The organism is Nostoc sp. DSM 114161, assembly GCF_052692665.1.
The window spans coordinates 4,630,571-4,650,940 of the sequence record NZ_CP195141.1 but is presented as its reverse complement, the minus strand read 5'-3'; the positions used below and the strand labels follow the sequence as shown (position 1 = coordinate 4,650,940).

At 43.0% G+C, this 20,370-nt stretch carries 15 protein-coding genes and 2 pseudogenes; 13 read left to right on the top strand and 4 right to left on the bottom strand.

Annotated features, from left to right (window positions below):
• Positions 1 to 86: 86 nt before the first annotated feature.
• From NSTC745_RS20010 to NSTC745_RS19975, 8 genes are all read left to right on the top strand, one after another.
• A complete protein-coding gene (locus NSTC745_RS20010) occupies positions 87 to 647 on the top strand; it encodes an HdeD family acid-resistance protein (RefSeq protein ID WP_445632494.1) in 561 nt (186 codons plus the stop codon).
• Positions 648 to 880: 233 nt separating this feature from the next.
• Positions 881 to 2,143 (top strand): RNA-guided endonuclease InsQ/TnpB family protein, encoded by a 1,263-nt coding sequence (locus NSTC745_RS20005; protein WP_099070185.1) that lies wholly within the window; start codon positions 881 to 883, stop codon positions 2,141 to 2,143.
• Between the two features lie 80 nt (positions 2,144 to 2,223).
• On the top strand, positions 2,224 to 2,778 hold the full coding sequence (locus NSTC745_RS20000; protein ID WP_445632493.1) for a hypothetical protein: 555 nt from the start codon (positions 2,224 to 2,226) through the stop codon (positions 2,776 to 2,778).
• A gap of 157 nt (positions 2,779 to 2,935) precedes the next feature.
• Positions 2,936 to 3,787, top strand: a complete 852-nt coding sequence (locus NSTC745_RS19995) for a 2Fe-2S iron-sulfur cluster-binding protein (protein WP_445632492.1) — start codon at positions 2,936 to 2,938, stop codon at positions 3,785 to 3,787.
• Complete coding sequence (locus tag NSTC745_RS19990; protein WP_445632491.1) at positions 3,765 to 4,757, top strand: FAD binding domain-containing protein; 993 nt, start codon at positions 3,765 to 3,767, stop codon at positions 4,755 to 4,757. The genes NSTC745_RS19995 and NSTC745_RS19990 overlap by 23 nt, the downstream gene beginning before the upstream one ends.
• A gap of 18 nt (positions 4,758 to 4,775) precedes the next feature.
• Positions 4,776 to 7,043 carry a xanthine dehydrogenase family protein molybdopterin-binding subunit gene (locus NSTC745_RS19985; RefSeq protein WP_445632490.1) on the top strand — a complete coding sequence of 756 codons (2,268 nt, stop codon included), beginning with the start codon at positions 4,776 to 4,778 and terminating at the stop codon, positions 7,041 to 7,043.
• A gap of 57 nt (positions 7,044 to 7,100) precedes the next feature.
• Positions 7,101 to 8,261, top strand: coding sequence for an XdhC family protein (locus NSTC745_RS19980; RefSeq protein ID WP_445632489.1), 1,161 nt, complete (start codon positions 7,101 to 7,103; stop codon positions 8,259 to 8,261).
• Positions 8,240 to 8,836 (top strand): nucleotidyltransferase family protein, encoded by a 597-nt coding sequence (locus NSTC745_RS19975; RefSeq protein WP_445632488.1) that lies wholly within the window; start codon positions 8,240 to 8,242, stop codon positions 8,834 to 8,836. The genes NSTC745_RS19980 and NSTC745_RS19975 overlap by 22 nt, the downstream gene beginning before the upstream one ends.
• Before the next feature lie 307 nt (positions 8,837 to 9,143).
• Here NSTC745_RS19975 and NSTC745_RS19970 read toward each other — a convergent pair whose 3' ends face one another.
• Entirely contained in the window at positions 9,144 to 9,632 is a 489-nt protein-coding gene (locus NSTC745_RS19970; protein ID WP_445638649.1) for a ParA family protein, read from the bottom strand.
• Positions 9,633 to 9,841: 209 nt separating this feature from the next.
• On the opposite strand from NSTC745_RS19970, the gene NSTC745_RS19965 reads away from it, so the two are divergent.
• The 3 genes and pseudogenes from NSTC745_RS19965 to NSTC745_RS19955 form a co-directional block, all read left to right on the top strand.
• Entirely contained in the window at positions 9,842 to 10,351 is a 510-nt protein-coding gene (locus NSTC745_RS19965; RefSeq protein ID WP_445632487.1) for a helix-turn-helix domain-containing protein, read from the top strand.
• Between the two features lie 264 nt (positions 10,352 to 10,615).
• Positions 10,616 to 10,792, top strand: coding sequence for a hypothetical protein (locus tag NSTC745_RS19960; RefSeq protein WP_445632486.1), 177 nt, complete (start codon positions 10,616 to 10,618; stop codon positions 10,790 to 10,792).
• 40 nt (positions 10,793 to 10,832) lie between these two features.
• Positions 10,833 to 10,976 (top strand): annotated as a pseudogene (locus NSTC745_RS19955) (IS4 family transposase); the annotation flags it as partial.
• Positions 10,977 to 11,028: 52 nt separating this feature from the next.
• Here NSTC745_RS19955 and NSTC745_RS19950 read toward each other — a convergent pair.
• From NSTC745_RS19950 to NSTC745_RS19940, 3 genes are all read right to left on the bottom strand, one after another.
• Positions 11,029 to 12,285 carry a glycosyltransferase gene (locus NSTC745_RS19950; protein WP_445632485.1) on the bottom strand — a complete coding sequence of 419 codons (1,257 nt, stop codon included), beginning with the start codon at positions 12,283 to 12,285 and terminating at the stop codon, positions 11,029 to 11,031.
• Positions 12,286 to 12,413: 128 nt separating this feature from the next.
• On the bottom strand, positions 12,414 to 13,538 hold the full coding sequence (locus NSTC745_RS19945) for a thioesterase domain-containing protein (protein ID WP_445632484.1): 1,125 nt from the start codon (positions 13,536 to 13,538) through the stop codon (positions 12,414 to 12,416).
• Positions 13,535 to 17,848 (bottom strand): SDR family NAD(P)-dependent oxidoreductase, encoded by a 4,314-nt coding sequence (locus NSTC745_RS19940; RefSeq protein WP_445632483.1) that lies wholly within the window; start codon positions 17,846 to 17,848, stop codon positions 13,535 to 13,537. Before NSTC745_RS19940 ends, NSTC745_RS19945 begins: the two co-directional genes overlap by 4 nt.
• A 1,272-nt stretch (positions 17,849 to 19,120) precedes the next feature.
• Here NSTC745_RS19940 and NSTC745_RS19935 point away from each other — a divergent pair.
• On the top strand, positions 19,121 to 19,459 hold the full coding sequence (locus NSTC745_RS19935) for a hypothetical protein (protein ID WP_445632482.1): 339 nt from the start codon (positions 19,121 to 19,123) through the stop codon (positions 19,457 to 19,459).
• A gap of 38 nt (positions 19,460 to 19,497) precedes the next feature.
• A pseudogene (locus NSTC745_RS19930) lies at positions 19,498 to 20,310 on the top strand (IS701 family transposase); the annotation flags it as partial.
• Positions 20,311 to 20,370: the final 60 nt, after the last annotated feature.

Below are 20,370 nucleotides of genomic sequence, written 5' to 3'. Positions count from 1 at the left end.
GGGAGACATAACTCTTGGAAAGACTTGGGTTAATCGCGTCTCTCTTTCAAGATTTAACAACATATCAAAACATTTTTTGAAAAGCTATGACTTCTGAAGATTTTAGAGAAACCAGAACAAATTCAGTATTGCCAATTGTCTTAGGTGTTTTGATGATTCTGCTGGGAATTGCAGCGATCGCAGAACCATTTGTTGCCACTATTGCCATCACAATCGTATTCTCCTGGACTTTAATTATTGCTGGCATCGTCCGAATTGTTCATGCATTTCAATCACGTCACAAACGAGGCTTCTGGACAACACTAGTAGTTGGTATTCTATACGTAATTGGTGGAATTTTGTTGCTTAGCAACATCTTTGGTGCTGCGCTCTCTCTCACTTTGGCTTTTGGATTTATCATTTTTATTGAGGGTGTATTGGAGGTAATTGCAGCATTTCAAATGCGTCGAGATCCAAACTGGGGTTGGGTACTATTTAGCGGTATCATGGCTATTATTCTAGGGATTTTGATTCTGTATCAATGGCCTGTCAGCGCAGTTTGGGTATTGGGAGTATTTGTAGGGATTAATTTTTTGTTTACGGGTGTTTGGATGATTATGCTTCCATTAGCTTCTCGTAGCCGTACTGACCATAGGGCAAGAGTTTAAAGGAGTTATCAGTTATCAAAGTTTGAGTTGGGGTCTAAATCTCCAACTCAAACGTAGCACGCAATAGTGGTGAGGAACTTTGACTCCCAACTGAAAAACAGTTTACTGTTAACTATTTACTAATTTGTTGAAATAACTTTCGGTTTGATCGAAAATTTTGGGTCTAAAACCCCGTCCTTTAACGAAGTGGAGGACGGCATTACACAGCTATAGGCTTAGTGTAAAATACTTCTATGCTAAACATGACCTGGGAATTTAAGTTAAAACCAACTCCAAAGCAGATCGATATCATCGAAGGAATATTCGATGTGTGTCGCAAAGTGTGGAACTTTGCTTTACGCGAAAGAAAGGACTGGTTAAATTCCCGCAAGTCGCCTGTTAACGCTTGTTCCATTGTTCAGGAATACATTCTTGGTGCTGATGAACCATACCCTAGTTACCACACTCAAGCCAAGCGGTTAACTCTTGCCAAAGAGCAATTCCCCCTTCTCAAGCAAGTACATTCGCAAGTCCTCCAACAAGTCTTAAGGACATTGGACAGGGCATTTGAGGACATGAGAGCGAAGAAATTAGGGTTTCCTCGCTTCAAAAATAAATACCGAATGCGGTCAATTGTATTTCCTCAATTGGGCAAAAATCCAATTCAAGGCAGTTTGCTCAAACTACCTCAACTAGGGTGGATTGGTTTACGTTTGTCCCGTCCAATTCCAGAAGGGTTTGAGATTAAACAAGCCAGGATTGTGCGACGGGCATCAGGCTACTTTGTCATGTTGGCATTACAGTTAGATGTATCACTACCAGATACACCAATATCCGGTCATCCCCGAGGGTTAGATTTAGGGTTTGATAAGTTTGTAGCCACGAGTGATAACGAACAAATTAATAGACCTCGCTTTTTGCAAACATTACAACGCGAGCTGCAATTGCTGCAACGTAGGTTAAAGCATAAGAAAAAAGGGTCTAATAATCGACACAAACTCAATCGTAAAATAGCGAGAATTCATCAGCGAATTACTGACACGAGGAAAGACTGGCATTTTAAACTGGCTAACCGTCTTTGTGATGGTGCAGGAATGATATTTGTTGAAGACATTGACTTTCGTTGTTGGGCGAGAGGGATGTTTTCAAAACATAGTGCCGACGCTGGTTTTGGACAATTCGTTCACATCCTACAATGGGTGTGTTTTAAGCGAGGTGTATTCTTTGCCAAGGTAGATAAAAACTATACTTCGCAGCAGTGTCCCGAATGTGGGACGCATACGGGCAAGAAGGAATTGAGCCAACGTATTCATTGTTGTCCGGTGTGTTTCTACACTACTTCGCGGGATGTAGCGGCAGCACAGGTGGTTAGAAATCGCGGCTTGGAATTAGTTTCCAGTTCTGCGGCAGGTCTTGTCGTGGAAGTAAAACAAAATGTCTGTAGACCGGATGCGGCGGGGACTAGCAGTAACGTTAGTCTAGCTGGCACGGGACGAAGCAGAAAACTCAACAAGTGATTGTTGGGAATCCCCGCACCTTTCAGGTCGGGGAGGATGTCAATGGTGAGCTAGTGCTGCCTCACTGAAATAAGGATAATATGATTACAACAGATAACAAGCACGCTGTTGGAGTATTTACTAACCGTAAAGCAGCGGAGCAATCAGTTAATGAATTGAAAGCCTCAAGCTTTCCAATGGAAAAAGTTGCGATTTTTGCAAAATTTGCAGATCGCATAAGTCCTATTGGCGAAGTATCAGTCAGTTCGCGTATCAACAATCAAAGTGTAGATACAACTGGAGCAGTTGGTGACGCTTTAGCTACAAGTTTTTGGGGAAGCGTATTAGTTGGTCTTAGCAGTTTGGTACTTCCTGGCGGTATTGGAGTAATAATTGCAGTCGGTTCGGTTGGAACAGCATTCATTATCAGTGTAGCGGGTGTTGCAGTTAGTACTATAGCCACAAATCATTTAGTAAAGGTGCTAGCTAGTTTAGGTATTCCTGAAGACCGAGCTAGACGTTATTGCGATCGCATCCAGTGTTGTGAATATTTACTAGTACTAAAAGGCAAAGATGAGGAGATTCAAAATGCTGAAGTTATTTTGAAGAAGCATGATATTAACTATTGGGGTATCTATGAGCTACCACAGGTTTAAATAAGCCTTCTTGGGTGGCCGCCGAGATACGGATACCGTTGGCGAAATATTGAGCGAAGGTGCTTCTGCGCCTTTGGTGGGTGCAGACCGTGAGAAGAGTCGGCGCGAAAAACAAACACTTGTCTAGGGCTTGTTCGAGAATGTTGCAAGGAGAATCATGGACGACAATCAAGAACGACAAGACTTCGATCTAACTGAAAGCGATGAGCAACTCAGCGCGGACGAAAAAACAATACTCGACGAACTCGGTATTGTCGGTGCTGCTCGCCGAAAATTCTTGGGGGGGAACATGGCTGCAACACTCGGCACCTTCGCCTTCCACCTGCTGGCTAAAGAGGAGGTCTTTGCCACGCTCGCCGCTTCGCCCGACGCAGTTTTCGCTTCGACCGCTGGGGTGGAAAACGCCGTTAAAGTCCTGTTGAAAATCAACGGCTCTACTCAACACCTGGAAGTGGATTCGCGCACGGTGCTGCTCGATGCTCTACGCGAAAGACTTGGATTGACCGGCACCAAAAAAGGGTGCGATCAAGGACAGTGCGGTGCTTGTACAGTCATCGTTGACGGACGCCGCGTGCTTTCGTGTCTGACACTTGCCGCGAGCTGCGAGGGAAAAGAGGTGACGACCATCGAAGGGCTGGCTGACGGCGACAATCTTCATCCGATGCAGGCGGCGTTCATCAAACACGACAGCTTCCAGTGCGGCTACTGCACGCCGGGGCAGATATGTTCGGCAGTGGCGCTTTTGCAGGAAGCTAAAAACGGCGACGTGAGTCACGTCACTAACAATTTGCGGACGAGTCCCCAGAATTTAGAGCTCTCTGATGAAGAAATCAGAGAACGCATGAGCGGCAACATTTGCCGTTGCGGCGCTTATCCAGGAATCGTTGCGGCAATCAGAGAAGTTCATTCCGGGCGCGAAACAGCCCAGACCAGGCATTTTCCAAGCGATGAAGAAATTGCCATTGCATTCAATGAGGGCAAAGCCGATGAAATCGTTCAAATATTCTAGCGCAACCGACACAGCAAGCGCCGTTGGCACTGTTTCCGCTAATCAAACGGCACAGTTTCTCGCAGGCGGGACAAATTTGATTGATTTGATGAAAGAATACGTCGAGCGTCCCAGCGAACTTGTTGACATCTTAGGTTTGAATCTGGCGGAAATTCGATCGACCTCGAACGGAATTTCTATCGGCGCGTTAGCCAAAAATACTGATACGGCTAACCATGCGCTCGTCCGGCAAAATTACCCGCTTCTGTCAATGGCGATTTTAGCTGGTGCCACCGTACAGCTTCGCAATATGGCGACCAACGGGGGAAATTTAATGCAGCGCACCCGTTGCCAGTATTTTTACGACATCGCTATGCCGTGTAACAAACGCGAGCCTGGCAGCGGATGCGGAGCTATTCAGGGACTTAATCGCATTCATGCCATTTTTGGCTACAGCGATAAATGCGTGGCGACTTACCCGGGCGATATGGCGAATGCGCTTTATGCGCTTGATGCAGTAGTGAGGATTCGCGGCACGAACGGGCAAGAACGCACAATCCCGATCCAGGATTTTCATCGCTTGCCGGGCGACACGCCGGAAAAAGATAACAATCTTCAGCATGGGGAATTGATCGTTGCCATCGAAATGCCGAGGAATAACTTCGCCGACAAGTCTTATTACCTAAAAGTTCGCGATCGCACTTCATATGCTTTCGCACTGGTTGCCGTGGCTGCTGCTTTAGAAACAAGAGGCAACAACATCAAACAGGCACGCGTTGTTTTGGGAAGCGTCGCGCATAAACCTTGGCGTTCAGCCGAAGCGGAAAGAGTTTTGATCGGAAAACCAGCGACGGAAGAAACTTTTCGGGCTGCTGCCGAAGTGGCTTTCAAAGATGCGAAACCGCTTGAACATAACGGTTATAAAGTCGAACTCGGAAAACGCGCCATTGTTCTCGCTTTGCAGCGAGCGATGTCGGGCGGTGTTGCGTAAGTAGGGAGAATAAAAGAAATGGCAAGATACATCGGAAAAGAAATGAGCCGCGTAGACGGCATCGCAAAAGTGACGGGCAAGGCAAAATACGCCGCAGAATTTCAGGTTTCCAATCTCGCTTACGGTTTTATCGTGCTGGGAACCGTAGCAAAGGGCACGATTAAATCAATCGACACGCGTGAGGCTGAACGCGCTGCGGGTGTAATTCGCGTCTTCACGCACCTGAACACACCAAAGCTCGATCCGAAGTTTTCCATGGTGCAGGCTCCGTCGCGCGCTACCGATGAGCACGACAAGTCGTTTCGGGCGCTCCAGTCCGACAAAATCTTCTTCAATATGCAGCCTGTGGCACTCGTCGTCGCCGAGACATACGAGCAAGCGCGTTATGCGGCACGTCTGGTCAAAGTCTCCTACAACACAGAGCCGCACACGACCGACACCGAGGCGGTGCGAGCGATCGCGCGCGTCCCCACCCAAGCGCCGCCTCTAGAGCCGCCCGGTAATCCCGAAGAGACTCAGCCGTTAGTTGTTGAACATACTTTAACGCGCGGTAATCCCGAAGAGACGATGCGTACAGCGGCTGTGAAGGTAGAGGCCGAGTACCGCATTCCTATCGAGCACCACAACCCCATAGAGCCGCACGCGGCCATCGCGGTCTGGCAAGGCGACAAGCTCACGATCTTCGACAAGACGCAGGGGGTCTATGGCGTGCGCGCACATTTGGCTTCGAGCTTCGGCGTGCCCGAGGAAAACGTGAGCGTGCTTTCACCCTTCGTCGGCGGGGCTTTCGGATCGTCGCTGCGCCCGAACTATTATCCGGCGCTGACAGCGATGGCTGCCCGGGAACTCAAACGCCCAGTCAAGGTCGTCTATACGCGCACACAAATGTTCACTGGCCACGGCTATCGTCCGTACACGATTCAGAAGGTCGCGCTCGGCGCAGAGCGATCGGGAAAGCTCTCCACGATGATTCATGAAGTCGTACACAACACCTCCAACATCGAGGAGTTCTCAGACGAAACCACACTTTTCACGCGCCAGGTCTACGCCTGCCCGAACCTCTACGCGCCGCTGAAGATTACCAACACTGACCTCCCCACCCCGACCTGGATGCGTGCACCGGGGGCCGTTAGCGGTATGTTCGCGCTCGAATGCGCGATGGACGAGCTGGCCTACGCGCTCAAGATCGACCCGCTCGAACTACGGCTAATCAACTACGCCGAAGTAGACCCCGAGAGCGGCAAGCCATTTTCGAGTAAGGCGTTGCGGGAGTGCTATCGGCTCGGCGCGGAAAAATTCGGTTGGAAGAAGCGCCAGTTTGAGCCGCGCTCAATGCGCGACGGACGCCTACTCGTCGGTTGGGGTATGGCAACCGGCGTCTGGGGCGCTTTCCAGATGCCTGCTGCCGCCCTCATCACGCTGCGAGTGGATGGCACGGCGCAAGTTGCTAGTGCGACCAGTGACATCGGCCCCGGCACCTACACCGTGATGACCGCGATCGCTGCCGAGTATCTGGGGCTGAAGTTGGAGCAGGTGAAATTTGAACTCGGCGACACGAAGTTCCCTCGCTCACCGTCGCAGGGGGGATCTTGGACGACGGCGAGCGTCGGCTCGGCGGTGCGCGGGGCGGCTCTGGCCATCGGCACGAAGTTGCTCGCACTCGCGAACCAGGAACCGGATTCTCCGCTCAAGGGGGCAGCAGCCGCCGATGTCGAGATGCTCGACGGGAGACTGCGACTAAAAAGCGACCCGTCGCGTTTCGTCAACATCTCCGGAGTGATGAAGCGTAATGGTCTCACCGCAATCACGGAAACATTCGAGTCGCGTCCCTCAGAGGAGCGCGAGAAGTATGCGACGTTGGCGCACGGCGCGCAGTTCATTGAAGTGAAGGTCGATCCGGATGTGGGGACTGTCCAAGTTACGCGGGCCATTGAAGTGACTGCCAGCGGCAAGATCATCAATCCGAAGGCCTCGCACAGCCAGGAAATTGGCGGCGTTGTCTGGGGCATCGGCATGGCACTGCAAGAGGCGACTGAAATCGACCATCGTTACGGGCGGATCATGAACCCGAATTTGCAGCACTACCATGTGCCGGTTAATGCCGATATTCTGGAGATCGAAACGATCTTTGTTGAGGAGGACGATAAAATCGTCAATGCCCTCGGTGTTAAAGGCATGGGCGAACTCGGTATGGTCGGAATTCCGGCGGCGATCGCCAATGCGGTTTTTCACGCGACCGGCAAGCGAATCAGAGATTTGCCCATCACGCCTGACAAACTCTTGTAGAATTTGCTGCCGCAAATTTAGCGCTATTACATAGTTCTGTAAGTGAGCAATAAGTATATGAACGAGTTACAGCATATCCTGCAAGCATTTGTACATAGCCAAAAGTCAGCACAGCGTAGTGCTTTAGCAACGGTAGTACAAACGAGTGGCTCGGTTTATCGCCGACCAGGGGCGAGGATGTTACTGGTTGAAGATGGACAAATGATTAGTGCGATTAGCGGTGGCTGTTTGGAAGGTGATGTTTTTGAACGGGCGCAATCGCTGATGTTTGGCGGTAGTGAACCGATGGTAGTAAGATATGACACTACATCGGATGAAGACATTGTATTTGGCTTTGGGTTGGGGTGTAATGGCGTTGTCGATGTTTTGATTGAATCTTTAGGTGATGAAACTGCTGCGAGCCAAATGTCTTTCATTCAAGATTGTTTGCAGTCTGGGCAAGTGGGAGCGATCGCTACTGTCTTTAAAATAGAGGGAGCGTCAGATATTACAGTTGGTTCTCGAATGATGCTGAAATCAGATGGCACTGTCATCAATCACGTTGCTAACATTTTCATTGCTCAAAAGATAGAAATAGACACTCACCAAGCACTGAGAAAAAAACAAACTTGCGTACAATCATATACTTTACCTCAAGGACGCGTTGATGTGTCGATCGAAGTAATTCATCCATTAGTACCACTGCTCGTATTTGGTTCTGGATATGATACGATTCCCGTGGTGCATTTGGCGAAACATCTGGGTTGGCACGTTACCGTAATTGACGATCGACCAGGGTATTTGAGGGGCGATCGCTTTCCTCTAGTTGACCGAATTCTCTGGTGCGAACTCAATGATGCCCACTCATACAAACATTTGCTGACACCGCAAACTGTAGCAGTTGTCATGACACACCGCTATCTAAGCGACCTAGCATTTCTCAAGACTCTGATTCCGTCCCAGGTGCGTTACCTGGGAGTGTTAGGCCCAAAACGCCGGATGCAAAAATTGTGGGACGATCTGTCTGAAGAAAATATCATTACCACATCTGCACAAGAACAACGAATTTATAACCCTGTAGGACTAGACATTGCTGCGGAAACACCCCAAGAAATCGCCCTGTCCATCGTGGCAGAAATTCAAGCTGTAATTGGCGGACGTAGGGGTAGTTTCTTGCGCGATCGCCCAGGCTCGATCCATTCTCTCTTAGAGCAACCATGTCTAACATTGGCATTATAATTTTGGCAGCAGGCGCTTCCACAAGGCTTGGTCAGCCTAAACAGATCCTAGCTTACCAAGGTAAATCACTAATTCGACATATCACGGAGGCGGCGATTAATTCTCAGTGTCGGCCAGTTGTTGTTGTGTTGGGTGCTTACGTCGAAACTATTGAGCCGCATCTGAGAAATTTAGATATCCACATTGTTTATAATCAAAAATGGTCAACTGGTATGGCCAGTTCCATTCGATGTGGACTAAATGCTATTGGGGCGATCGCATCTGAGATTGAAGCGATCGTACTGATGTTATGCGATCAACCGTTTGTTTCCTCCGACCTGATTAATCAACTTGTTACAAGATATCAAGCTACAAATTCGATGATAGTTGCTTCGGAATACGCGGGTATCCTTGGTGTTCCTACTATATTTCACAAAACGTTATTTTCAGAACTAGCTCTTCTTCAGGATGATATCGGTGCTAGAAAAATCATTCGTCAGCATTATTCAAACTGTTCAAGCATTTATTTTGCTGAGGGAGTTATTGATGTAGATACTCTTGAGGATTATGAACAACTTCACAACTATCATCGTTAACAAGTTAAGCTTTAGGGCTATTAGTCAATAAGCAAAAGTATGCAATATACTAGCATGAATGCTCATACGACTGTAAGGGGTGTAGTCAGAAGTAGGTAGTTGTCCAGGCATACATCTATGCCAAGCGGACAGTTAATGGTTAAGCGTTGAGTACTAGCCAACAACTGGTTTTGACCACACCCGTTTTCAAAAATACTATTAAATCGAGATTTTCACAGTTCTGATTATATTAGTCTTTATAGCTCAGTTAACATACTCTCTAATGATGACTTAATTTATGAGTTGACTTATAGCCATCCAGTACCTTTTACAAAGAGTTCTCCGAGACTACACTACCTTGCTGTAGAGAAGGATCATCTTTGTTTTCTTCTTCTAGAAGTGCTTCAATTTGAGCAAAAAGCTTATTAATTTTTTTTAGCTTTTTCTCATCATTCCAAATTTTACTTTTTCTAAGTGCTTTGTATATTTTGTCAGCTTTTTCTTTTTGCTCTTGGTTATGAGATGATGGCTTACTTTCTGACTGTTGCTGAAGAATATTTCCTACTAGAATCCTAATTTCAGATAGTGATAAACCTTGGCGGTTGTCGATGGTCAAGTCATGAAAAATTTTTTGCTCCGTACCTGCCAATTGGATATTTGTTGGTACCAGATGCATCCCGTGAATAGGTTTTTCCCATATATACAGGGGAGTTTCTTCAGCGATCGCACCATAAATAGTTTGTTCAGTTTGCAGTTTGACTTCCCCTAATCCCATAAAAGCTGTTAGCGATGCTTGTGGGTCCATATCCACAAGCAGTAAAAGCTTTCCCTAACCTGCTTGAGTTTTATCAAACAGGTCAGTTGAGTGGGAAGCAATAATTAATATTTTATTGTTAGTTTAACAGTATAAATTTTTACTTATTAAAAAATGCTTATTTAACCTAAGTTGTTAGTTATGGGCTTATACCAATTTAATATGAAGTTGCATATAATAGGGGTAACCAAAATCAATAAGTTTTAGTAGCCATGAGCCGCCCATTTAAGATTGAAATCGCTGAAAGCCAAGAGGAACTAAAACAACGCTTACAAACAGTATCTTCAGGAATCCAGAAAGAAAAATTACAAATGTTGTGGTGGCTCAAGAGTGGTCAAGTCAATCAACACCAAGAAATTGGAAAACGTTTGGCTAGAGATACTTCAACAGTAACAAGATGGTTGCAGAAGTATAGAGCAAGTGGGCTGTCTGGCTTGCTAGAAATTAAAAAAGCACCGGGAGCAAATCGAAAAATCAACTCCAAGGTACTCGCTGCACTCAAGCAAGAACTGGAAACAGGCAAAGGGTTTAGTAGTTACGGTGCAATAGTTGAGTGGTTGAAAAAAGAACATGGACAAGACATAGAGTATGCAACGGTTTATGCGTGGGTGAGATATCGATTAAAAGCAAAACTAAAAGTCCCTCGTCCTCAAAGCAACAACCAAGACGAGAAATTGGTATCTGAGTTTAAAAAAAACTCGGCATCATTCTTAATTGTCTAGAAGAACATCTAGCACCCGGCAAGTGTGTTCGCTACCTGTGTCAGGATGAAACAAGGGTTGGACTTAAAACTCTTACAGGAAAAGTGATTACTGCTTCTGGGGTCAAACCAACTGTTGAGGTGAAATGGCCCAGGGATAATTTTTGGATTTATGGTGCCATTGAACCGTTAACTGGAGATCATTTCCTTTATGAGTATCCGAAATTAAATGGCGAGTGTTTTCAACAATTCTTGGACTGGTTATCCCAGGAATTAGGCTTGGATTATGCAATTTTGCAGATTGCGATCGCATTTCGGATCTGGTCGATATTCCACAACTGCGAGATATTTTGACGATGAATTAGATCTTGCTTATGCCGTAATTCATGGTGTTGAAGCTAGGAGTGAAAAAGCAAATTACAGTACACAACGTGTTAAATTTAACTCTTACGCTACTGCTTAACATTTCGTCGCATACCTAGAAATTTTCCCGCCCACCTACTTACTACCGTGGTTTTCGATATGTTCATGAAATGTTAAAAATGCTTCCCGAAATCCCTGAGCCTATTTTATTAACCAAGATTTTTGCCAAGCTTACTGCTTTAGGACGTATTCATCCCGTTTCTGGTGGCGTTGAACCCTCGTAAATTGGCAGAGGTATTGGATGCTGTTATCTATTTTATGGGTGCATACATTCAGTTAGGTAATCAAGCCCAAATGTCGATGAAAAGCTTCAACGGCATTTGCTACACCATCCTCAGCCCTAATCTTTTCACCTAACTCTTGTGCTTTTGAGCGCATGACTTCATCACCCATTAATATTTTTATTGCCTGTGCTAAGTTTTCTTCTGATATTTTTTTGTACGGAATTGATGCAGGGCTTACTCCCAGATATGTTAGCTTTTCACCCCAAATTGGTTGATCTGCAAAGAAGGGTACTGTAACTGAAGGAATTCCTGCTCGTAATACCGCAGCCGTTGTACTAGCACCGCCGTGATGAACCATTGCTGATACTTGGGGTAGTAGCCAATCGTGGGGAACATCTTTGATAACAAACACTCGTGGCGAATCTTTAATGCTAACTACGTTGCCAACATTGCCCCAACCTGACAATATAATGCCGCCAAAACTTGTTTTCTTCAGAGCTTCTATGATGTAGTGCGTTAAATCTTCTGGATGGAGCATGGTCATGCTGCCAAATCCAAAACACAAAGTTGGTACTTTTTTGCCTAAAAAATCTTCTAGTTCTCTTGGTGGCTCATAAGTGTCTGCTCGGTCAATAAACCAAAAACCAGTCACATACACCCACGCAGGCCAATCATGGGGTTTTGGAATAACGTGCGAACTAAACCCATACAACACAGGAATTTGTGATACGTTAGCTGGAGTCTTTTTCCTAAACCGACTACCCAAATATGGCAGTGGGGGCAATTTCAAAGTCTCGATTCTAAACTCGTTAACTAGTTTTCGGGATCTCTGCCAGAAGAATAACTCTGCGATGAAATAAGTGGCATAGTTGATGACTTTCTTTAGCGGGTTTTTTGTTGAGAGAGCAAATCTAAAAAACCCGAACATTCCCGTGGGAGTCAACGGTACAACTGATGCAAAGAAACACGGGACTTCTAATTTTTCGGCAATGTTATGGCCCCAATTCGCTAATGGTGTATAGATGATGACTTCAGCCTCCTGACATGCTGCCCAAGCCGATTGCAACAGCTGCTTAAATAATTCATCGCTTACGAACCGAACTTTTTCTCCTGAAATCAATCGAATGCCAACATCTGATTGCAACATTTCTTGAAAATTTCCGGCTATGGGCGCAAATTCTAAATCAAACTGCCCGATAAAGGATTCAAAGTTTTTGTGCGTTGCTACTGTTACCTTATGCCCCGCACGTTTTAAACCAATGCCCAAAGCACAGTAGGGCTGTATATCTCCCCTAGACCCTACTGCCAATATTGCGATCTTCAGTTTTCGATTTGGTAGACTTTGGCTCAAATGCTTTCCTTAATGACAACTTTGGTTTTATTCAAATGTACCGAATCAAGAGCATAACAGCGCGATCGCTTGTTTTTTATCCGACTTCAGAAAATCGCTTTGCTTCCGTTAAGGCTAGCACTGTTTGTCAAAGTCATTCTTTTTAACGTAGACGCTTGTTTTCTCAACAGATAAGGCTTGATTTTTTCAGCTAAAACCGGACTACGAAGCATAGAATAATGGTCTCCTTCTATCTCATGGACATCTACTCCACCAAGTGCGAATTCTGACCATCCTCTGGTTATGTCTTGATATTCCTCAAATATATTGATGATGTCTACTTTAGCGCGGAAAAAAACAACTTTACCAGGGTATATTTTCATTGTGTAGCGCATTCCAGCTGTGACATTGCTTTTAAATACCTCAAAAAGATGGCGAAACTGCTCAAATGTGAATTCCGCAGGTAAAAGTTTATGCCTCATTAATTTCTGCAAAATGTATTGTAATTGTGCTTCTAATTCCGAAAGACTCCGCAATTCCTCAGGCGTAGTTGGCATATACTGACCTAAAGCCCCTGCCGTACTCTCAGCAAAAGCCGTTAGCACTAGATAATATTCGTTCCCCATTTTTTCCATGTGATTTTTCATATCTGTAGCTGTGGGTAAAGGCATATCCAACATTCCTAGAAAAGCAACTTCTTGACCACTAGCATGCAACTGTTGTGCCATCTCATAAATGACAACTCCACCAAAAGAGGAAGCAGCAAGGTAATAAGGCCCTTGTGGCTGAACAGACTGCATGACTTTGATATAAGCCGCAGCCATATCTTCGATAGAGGTGAAAGGTTCTTCTTTGCTGTATAGATTAGGAGGGCGCAAGCCATAAAAAGGCTGATCCAAACTTAAATGGCGAGATAATTCTAAATAGCAAAAGACATTACCACCAGCTGGGTGAACGCAGAACAAAGGCGGCTTACTTCCTTTAGGCTGGATTTTGACCAGAATAGACTCAATCGGTGGAGACTTTGCTATTTTTTGTTTGTGATGTAGATATTGAATAATTTCTATTTTACGTTGTCGCAATTCGTCACGTAACTCTGAAGATAAAGCTCCCTTGGGGGCAGTATAGCGCAGGCGAACTTCTTCTGTAATAACATCATCTTTGTGCGTATCTAGCCAAAGCTGAACTTCCAACTTTTCCAAGTCAGATAATAATTGATTAATTGTTCTCATATTTCTCCCTCCTCCATATCGCTTGCAATAGTGGCTAGTGTTTTCCCAATTTGGCTAGTGTTATTTTCAGTTAACAGCGTTATTTTGCTGTTTGTTAGATCCAGATTAGAATCTTGTGGTCTAGAATCTAACTCTGGATAATTGTTCTGGAGATACAATGAAAATTGAGCAATTGTTGGAGCTTCAATCATTATTGTGAAATGAAAGTTTCGTCCTAGTTGCTCTTGTAATTTATTGACTAAAATAATGGCTTTGATTGAACTACCGCCGAGTTCAAAAAAGTTGCTGTGAATATCAATTTGTCCAATTCCTAAAACTTCTTGCCAAACTAATGATATTTGCCGTTCTAACTCATTGCGGGGTAGGACTCGTGGTTGAGTGTCTTTACCAAGACTAATTTGTTGTAGCTGCTCCCGGTCGATTTCCCCGGTAATTGTCAATGGCATTTGTGCTAGTTCAACCAAGTCACAAGTAGCTGATATACCAAAATAATCTGCGATCGCATAGTCTTTTTCGATCTTTTGAGTCAAGTCTGAAACAGCGGCATTTTCGCGGTTGGTGGTGAAATAAGCAGTTAACTTCTGTAACCCACGAGTTTCCATTTCCAAATACTTTTGAATATAGGGTTTGCTGCCATCCAAACCTATCAATAAATGTTCTTGGTCATGGTGCAAAGCTGCTATTAAAGAATACAAACCTTGGGTAGTAGAAATAGTACAAGAACCTCGGCGATAAAGCCAAGATTGTGCCGGATTATCTTGGCTGATGCCCAAGTTATCCCAGTTACCCCAAACAAAGCAATAACTTTGCTTTCCTTGTTGATGGCGTTGATAGTGTGTAAAGCTTTCTAGAAAACAGTTCGCAGCAATATATGCACCAATATTAGCGCCACCAAATAAATCGGCTAAAGAAGAGAAGCTGATAAACAAGCTATTGGGATGGTATTGCAGCAGTTGATGCAATACCCAAGTTCCTTGCACCTTGGGACGTAAGACTGCCTCTAAGTTGTCGTGAGTTTCTTCTAGGAGTAAATTTTGTCTATATACTACCGCTAGATGAATAACTCCAGCTAATTCTCCTTGCCATTGGGATAAAGCTTGTGTAAGTGCCTGTTGGACTTGCTCGGAATTGCAGATATCTATCTGTTGATAGATGACTTCTCCTGGTAATTGTTCTAACTCTCTATAGACCTCGATTTTTTCACATAGAGGACTCCTCCCCAGCAATAACAACTTTGCTTGGTAATTTTGCAGCAGATATTTCGCAATCTCCACTCCTACACCGCCAAGTCCCCCACTAATCAGATAAATGCCCCCTTGCTTGAAAGGTAATTCTTGCTTTGGTTGTTGTTTCCAATCGACTTTCTGTAGGCGAGGAATCAAACGCTGTCCCTGACGATAAGCTACTTCCAAGGCTTTTGAATTTGCCTGGAGTTCTTGGAGAATATAGACTACATTATTCTGTTCTGCCTCTAGTTGGAGATCCAGATGACGGACACGTAACCAGGGCATTTCCTGGGGAATAGTTTTGAGCAAGCCTAACATCAGGGACTTGGCAGGAGCAATCTTATCTGTCGATGAGGTAGCCTGAGTTTGACTAGTAACACAGAGTAAGCGTACCGATTGTTGAGAACCTTGAACCTTCGCCAATGCTTGTATTAAGTACAAAAGACTGTAAATGCTTCGTGTCTGAATCTGCTGGAGGACTTCTAAAGAGTCAATGTCTGCGGTAAATGAATCGTAATTCCACAAATGTATAATCTCGATGATAGGTTGACCGTCATCAAGAATAGACTCAAACAGTTGTTGATAGTCATCAGCTTTTTCCGGGTTGAGATAGTAGCTCTTGTCACCAACTGAGCTAAATTCTTTCTTTATCTGAACGCAGATACATGAGCGATTAGTCGCTTCTAATTGTTGACATAATATTGAACCTAATCCGGAAGAGTCGAGAAATACGACTGTGTGTCCTTTAGAAACTTCTAGCTCTTGGGATATGAGTTTTTGCGATCGCCAAATTTTGTGGTAAAACCAGTCAGGTAAGGTGTTGTGATTACCCATTAAAATATCGAGCCGCTTTAGAACTGCATTAAACTCTCCTGTCTGAAAACGCTGACTCAATTGGCGACGCTGGATTTTGCCGATCCCAGTTTTAGGAATATCTTCTTTCGCTAATGGTATTAAATAATCTGGATTCAATCCTACTTTGTTAACTACAGTCTGCTGAATTTTGTGAAGAAGTTTTTGTAGTTGTTCATCTTCCGCTACCGAAGAATGGAAAAAGATAGCTAATTTCTCTGTAGCACCCTCTACATCTTTGATTGCACAAGCAGCAGTATATGATGCCTCTACCTCCTCAATTTCTTCAATTACAGCTTCGATTTCATGACTGTAGTAATTAGCGCCATTAATAATAATAATTTCTTTGGCACGACCTGTTAACACCAAATGTCCTTGACTAATAAAACCTAAATCTCCAGTATCGAACCAACCGTCTTCTAAAAATGACTCAGAATTAGCTTGTGGGTTATTATAGTAACCAGGTGAAACAGCATCGCTTTTAACTTGCAAGCGACCAATAGTATCTTCTGGTAATAGTTTGTTCTGACTGTCTACAATCCGAATAGTTACTCCAGGAATTACTACCCCTAAGTCACTAAAATCAACACTATTAGAATCTTCTAATTCAACTCTTTTGATGGTTTTCTGCAAGTACGATTTGTCTAACCTATGAAATTTTATTGATGCGTTCTCAGTAGGCTGATAAAAAGTAATAGCTGAAGCCATCTCTGCCATGCCAAATGCTGCACGAATCGCTGTTTTCTTTAATCCATAAGCAACCAAATTTTCCAAAAAATTCTCCACTGTTTTAGGAGCAACCGCTTCCCCACCTGTGACTAAAAACTTGACACAAGATAAGTCCCAATTTCTTTGTGTTTGTTGTTGCTTCAAGGCTTCGTTAACTAAAGCATACGCAAAGTTAGGTGCCCAACTATGGGTAATGCGATATCTATCGATTAAATCTAACCAGTTAATAATGTTACCTAACACATACTCTTTTTGAGCATAAATTAGCGTACAACCTAACAGCATTCCACGAATATGACACATGGAAATACCGCCAATATGCTCTAATGGCAACCAATTTAAGATTACATCTTCCGGAGTGTGTTGATTGAGTTGATTTTCTCCTCTGGCGTTAGTGATGAGATTGCGGTGAGTCAATTGAATACATTTTGGAACTCCTGTCGAGCCAGATGTTAGGTTAAAAAATGCCACATCATCTGGCTTACTCAAATAATATAATTTATCTGGATAACTAGTTTTTAAAGCTTCGATAGAAGCAATTTTTAATTTTTCTTTTGGTAGCCATTGGGATAAATATTCAATTTCCTTTTCCCGTGCTTGCGTAGTTACAATAATTGGACTATCTAGGAACTCCCAAATATGAACTAGCTTATCTACACCCTTATTCGATTCCTTGTAGGTTGAAGGAACTTCAGTAATAAGAGGAATAAAGCCTCCCAAAAGACAACCCCAAAAAACAGGGAGAATGTCACAATTAAGTTCCAATTGTAAAATGACTTTATCTTGTGGTTTTACCCCTAAATTTCTCAAACCGCCGAGAATTCGCTGTGCTTGTTCCAGTAAATCGGCGTAGGAACAGCACAGTTTTGTTCCATCAGGCAATAAATAGATAATTCGCTCTCCTTTTGCCTGTTGGGCTGCTTTTCGCAAAACTTCTGGTAAGGTGGAGGGGATATTAAATTCCTGTGATAAAAAAGCACCATAGCTAATAGCTAATGGCTTAGTCTGTGATTTTTGTAATTGTGTTTTTATCTCAATATTAGAGGAAGTTAACTGTCTGATAACAGAAGTGTTTAAACTTTTCGCCTCCGGAAGTAAATCTGTTATGTGCAACTGAGGAAAGTTTAAAGAGTTTTCTTGCAAAATTACTGCTAACTTATCAATCTCTAGTATTGACTGTAATTCCTTTTCTATTTGTTCAGCGAGATGGACATCTAAGACTGGCAGACTCATCAAAGCTTGTCGATCTACTTCTCCTGTCGGAGTCAACGGTAAATTAGATACTTGTATATAGGCTTTGGGTAGCAAAGCTGACGGTATAGCCTTTTGCACGTGCAATTGTAAATGTTCTGATTCAATAGGCTGTTGTGAGACAATATAAGCAACTAATTCTGGGGTAAATACTTCCGTTTCCCTAATTAATACAGCACAATCTTCAACAGACACATCTTCTAATAAGATAAATTCCACTGTGTTTTTAATATCTTGTAAACACTTGTTCACTGGTTTTACTGTAAGGTTAAAAGAATATTTCTTCATCGTTTGTTTATTGATATATCAACAATAGTCATAACAATTTTTCTATCAAGGCTTGCCTTAATATCATTTCCTAGCCAATCATTTTTGTTAATCACAGCATAATTCTGAATTAGAATAGCCTCTGTGCCAAGCTAGCAGGTTTAGATAATGTACTTTATTAACTTGAAATCCTCCATATTTAAGCCTCCCAATCGTTTAATGTGGAGTTATACCAATTTACAATGGGCTACGCCCCGCTTCGCTAACGCAATGGGCTACGCCCCGCTGCGCTAACGCAATTTCAATTAAAAAACTTAGATGCTACTAAGCTTTTAGGGTTTATATCTGTATCATATTTTTCGTTAAATGGTATTACATTGCTACTGGCCTATGTTGTCCTTATGGTTAGCTATACATCTTTATCAGTTTATTTTATAGGTATAGTTATTTACCTATATTTAAAAAGTTTATTACAAACTATTAAGTAAAACAATCTGTCTTTAGGTGGTTGTTATGCAGCAAATATTTATTTAACAACAGCTAAATAACACTTTAGATGCTATCTAGTGCTTTTGTAAAGAAAAAGATTAAAGTTTAAAAATTACTTCAAATGACAAACTAAAATCTAACTCGACCTATAAAATTACTTACATAGATATTGAAAAATCATAATTTTTGAGGTGTATATGACTTTTTCAACTTGAAAAATCAAATAAGATTTTTATGGTGATTTGCTTATCAATTAGTAGCTATCACTTAACAATTTACACCATAAAAATTTAATTATCAATACCTTATTTCAAATATAGTACTTTTCCCACTTTTCTTACTTTTCTTACTTTTACTACTTAGGATTATTAAAAATAAAAGTATTCTCACAAATCAAAAGGACATCATGAATGTGTTTGCACTATGACATCTGACTCAAACCCTGAAAAATGGTCATATGAAGCTATCGTCGAGCGATCGAGAGTGCGACCCTAGCGTATGGACAAATTGAAGATGGCGCAACAATTGCACGAAAATCCTGGGGTTGAGTTTTTGATGGAATGCTGGGCGGATGACCCTGCTTTACGGATTGCGATTAAGAAACTGGTGGCGAAGTGTCCGCAGTGAGAGTTGGTGGCGGGGGATGGGGTGCTGATGAAGTGGGATGAGTAGCGATCGCCATTTTAACTACTAACATATTGTAGTACTCGTTCCCATCCCCAACGCTATGCTGTCTCTACAGTTATTTCCTTACCGTTGGTGAATTTGATGAACTCTGTACCCTCGTATAAAACACATCAGCAACAAGGCGATTGCGGACATCGTACCCCCACATTGAGGCTGCCGCATTCCACCATTTTTGGCCAGGGGACTCTAGATTTGGCAGTTCTAGATATTCATCCTGCCATGCTTTTGGTTTCCATTGGTCTTGCAGAAACCCTCTCTTCCCTACTACCAAGTTCTCGATATAGCATCTTTGGATTTGATGTATTTTCTATATTGATTCAGCCGATTTATCAAATAGCACAGCGTACTCAAGTGGCGTGGGCTGAGAAATTGCCGAGCGAGCGATCGCAAATTATCCCTGTTTTGTCACTCTGGCAGTAGTATAATAACGTAAAAACGCTATAACCAAGACACAGAGTATGGTACAGCCCCGTCCAGCCGCACCTACAGTCAAATTTGTGGACGAATATTGCCAGTGGTATAAAAGCCTGTTTCCAGATGTTAGGAGTTTTGAGGCTTTTAAATATCTTCATGTAGGCTGTGTTTCTGAGCTAAAACGGAAAACCCTACCAGAAATAGCAAAAATTGTAGGATTGGATAACCAGCAAGGGTTGCATCATTTTTTAACTATATCACCTTGGAATATAGAAAAGTTAAGAGTGTTGCGATTAGAACTAATTTTACAAGTGCTAAAAGGCAGACCAATCATTCTAATTATTGATGAAACAGGAGACAGAAAGAAAGGGAATAAAACAGATTACGTAAAACGGCAGTATATAGGGAACTTAGGAAAAGTAGAGAATGGAATTGTGGCAGTAACAGCGTATGGCGTATTCTGCGGTATGACTTTTCCACTGCTATTTGAAATATATAAGCCTCGTGAAAGATTAAAGCCAGAAGATAAATACCTAACCAAGCCACAAATAGCAGCAATTCTAATGCGAAAGCTCAAGTCAATGGGCTTTAAATTTAACTTAGTACTGGCAGACAGTTTGTATGGAGAAAGTGGAACTAACTTCATATCTGTGTTAGATGAAATGAATCTAAATTATATAGTGGCGATTCGCTCAAACCATGATGTGAATTTACTTCCGAGACAACATACTCAATATTTAAAGTGGCACAAGTTTAAAAGAGTATTTTCAGACCTGAAAAATGAAAATCGATTTATTAGAGAAATAATTCACGGCAAACGACAAGAAAAAAGATATTGGCAGATTACCACAGATAGTGAGATTTTTTTGAACACAATCGAGTACTTCAAACGATGTTGCCTCTGGTTTTAGACAGTT

Coding starts and splice junctions, on each gene's coding strand:
- NSTC745_RS20000 (WP_445632493.1), top strand. CDS start 2,224: ATGATTACAACAGATAACAAGCACGCTGTTGGAGTATTTACTAACCGT.
- NSTC745_RS19960 (WP_445632486.1), top strand. CDS start 10,616: ATGCAATTTTGCAGATTGCGATCGCATTTCGGATCTGGTCGATATTCC.
- NSTC745_RS19945 (WP_445632484.1), bottom strand. CDS start 13,538: ATGAGAACAATTAATCAATTATTATCTGACTTGGAAAAGTTGGAAGTT.
- NSTC745_RS19935 (WP_445632482.1), top strand. CDS start 19,121: ATGAACTCTGTACCCTCGTATAAAACACATCAGCAACAAGGCGATTGC.
- NSTC745_RS19995 (WP_445632492.1), top strand. CDS start 2,936: ATGGACGACAATCAAGAACGACAAGACTTCGATCTAACTGAAAGCGAT.
- NSTC745_RS19980 (WP_445632489.1), top strand. CDS start 7,101: ATGAACGAGTTACAGCATATCCTGCAAGCATTTGTACATAGCCAAAAG.
- NSTC745_RS20005 (WP_099070185.1), top strand. CDS start 881: ATGCTAAACATGACCTGGGAATTTAAGTTAAAACCAACTCCAAAGCAG.
- NSTC745_RS20010 (WP_445632494.1), top strand. CDS start 87: ATGACTTCTGAAGATTTTAGAGAAACCAGAACAAATTCAGTATTGCCA.
- NSTC745_RS19990 (WP_445632491.1), top strand. CDS start 3,765: ATGAAATCGTTCAAATATTCTAGCGCAACCGACACAGCAAGCGCCGTT.
- NSTC745_RS19965 (WP_445632487.1), top strand. CDS start 9,842: ATGAGCCGCCCATTTAAGATTGAAATCGCTGAAAGCCAAGAGGAACTA.
- NSTC745_RS19985 (WP_445632490.1), top strand. CDS start 4,776: ATGGCAAGATACATCGGAAAAGAAATGAGCCGCGTAGACGGCATCGCA.
- NSTC745_RS19975 (WP_445632488.1), top strand. CDS start 8,240: ATGTCTAACATTGGCATTATAATTTTGGCAGCAGGCGCTTCCACAAGG.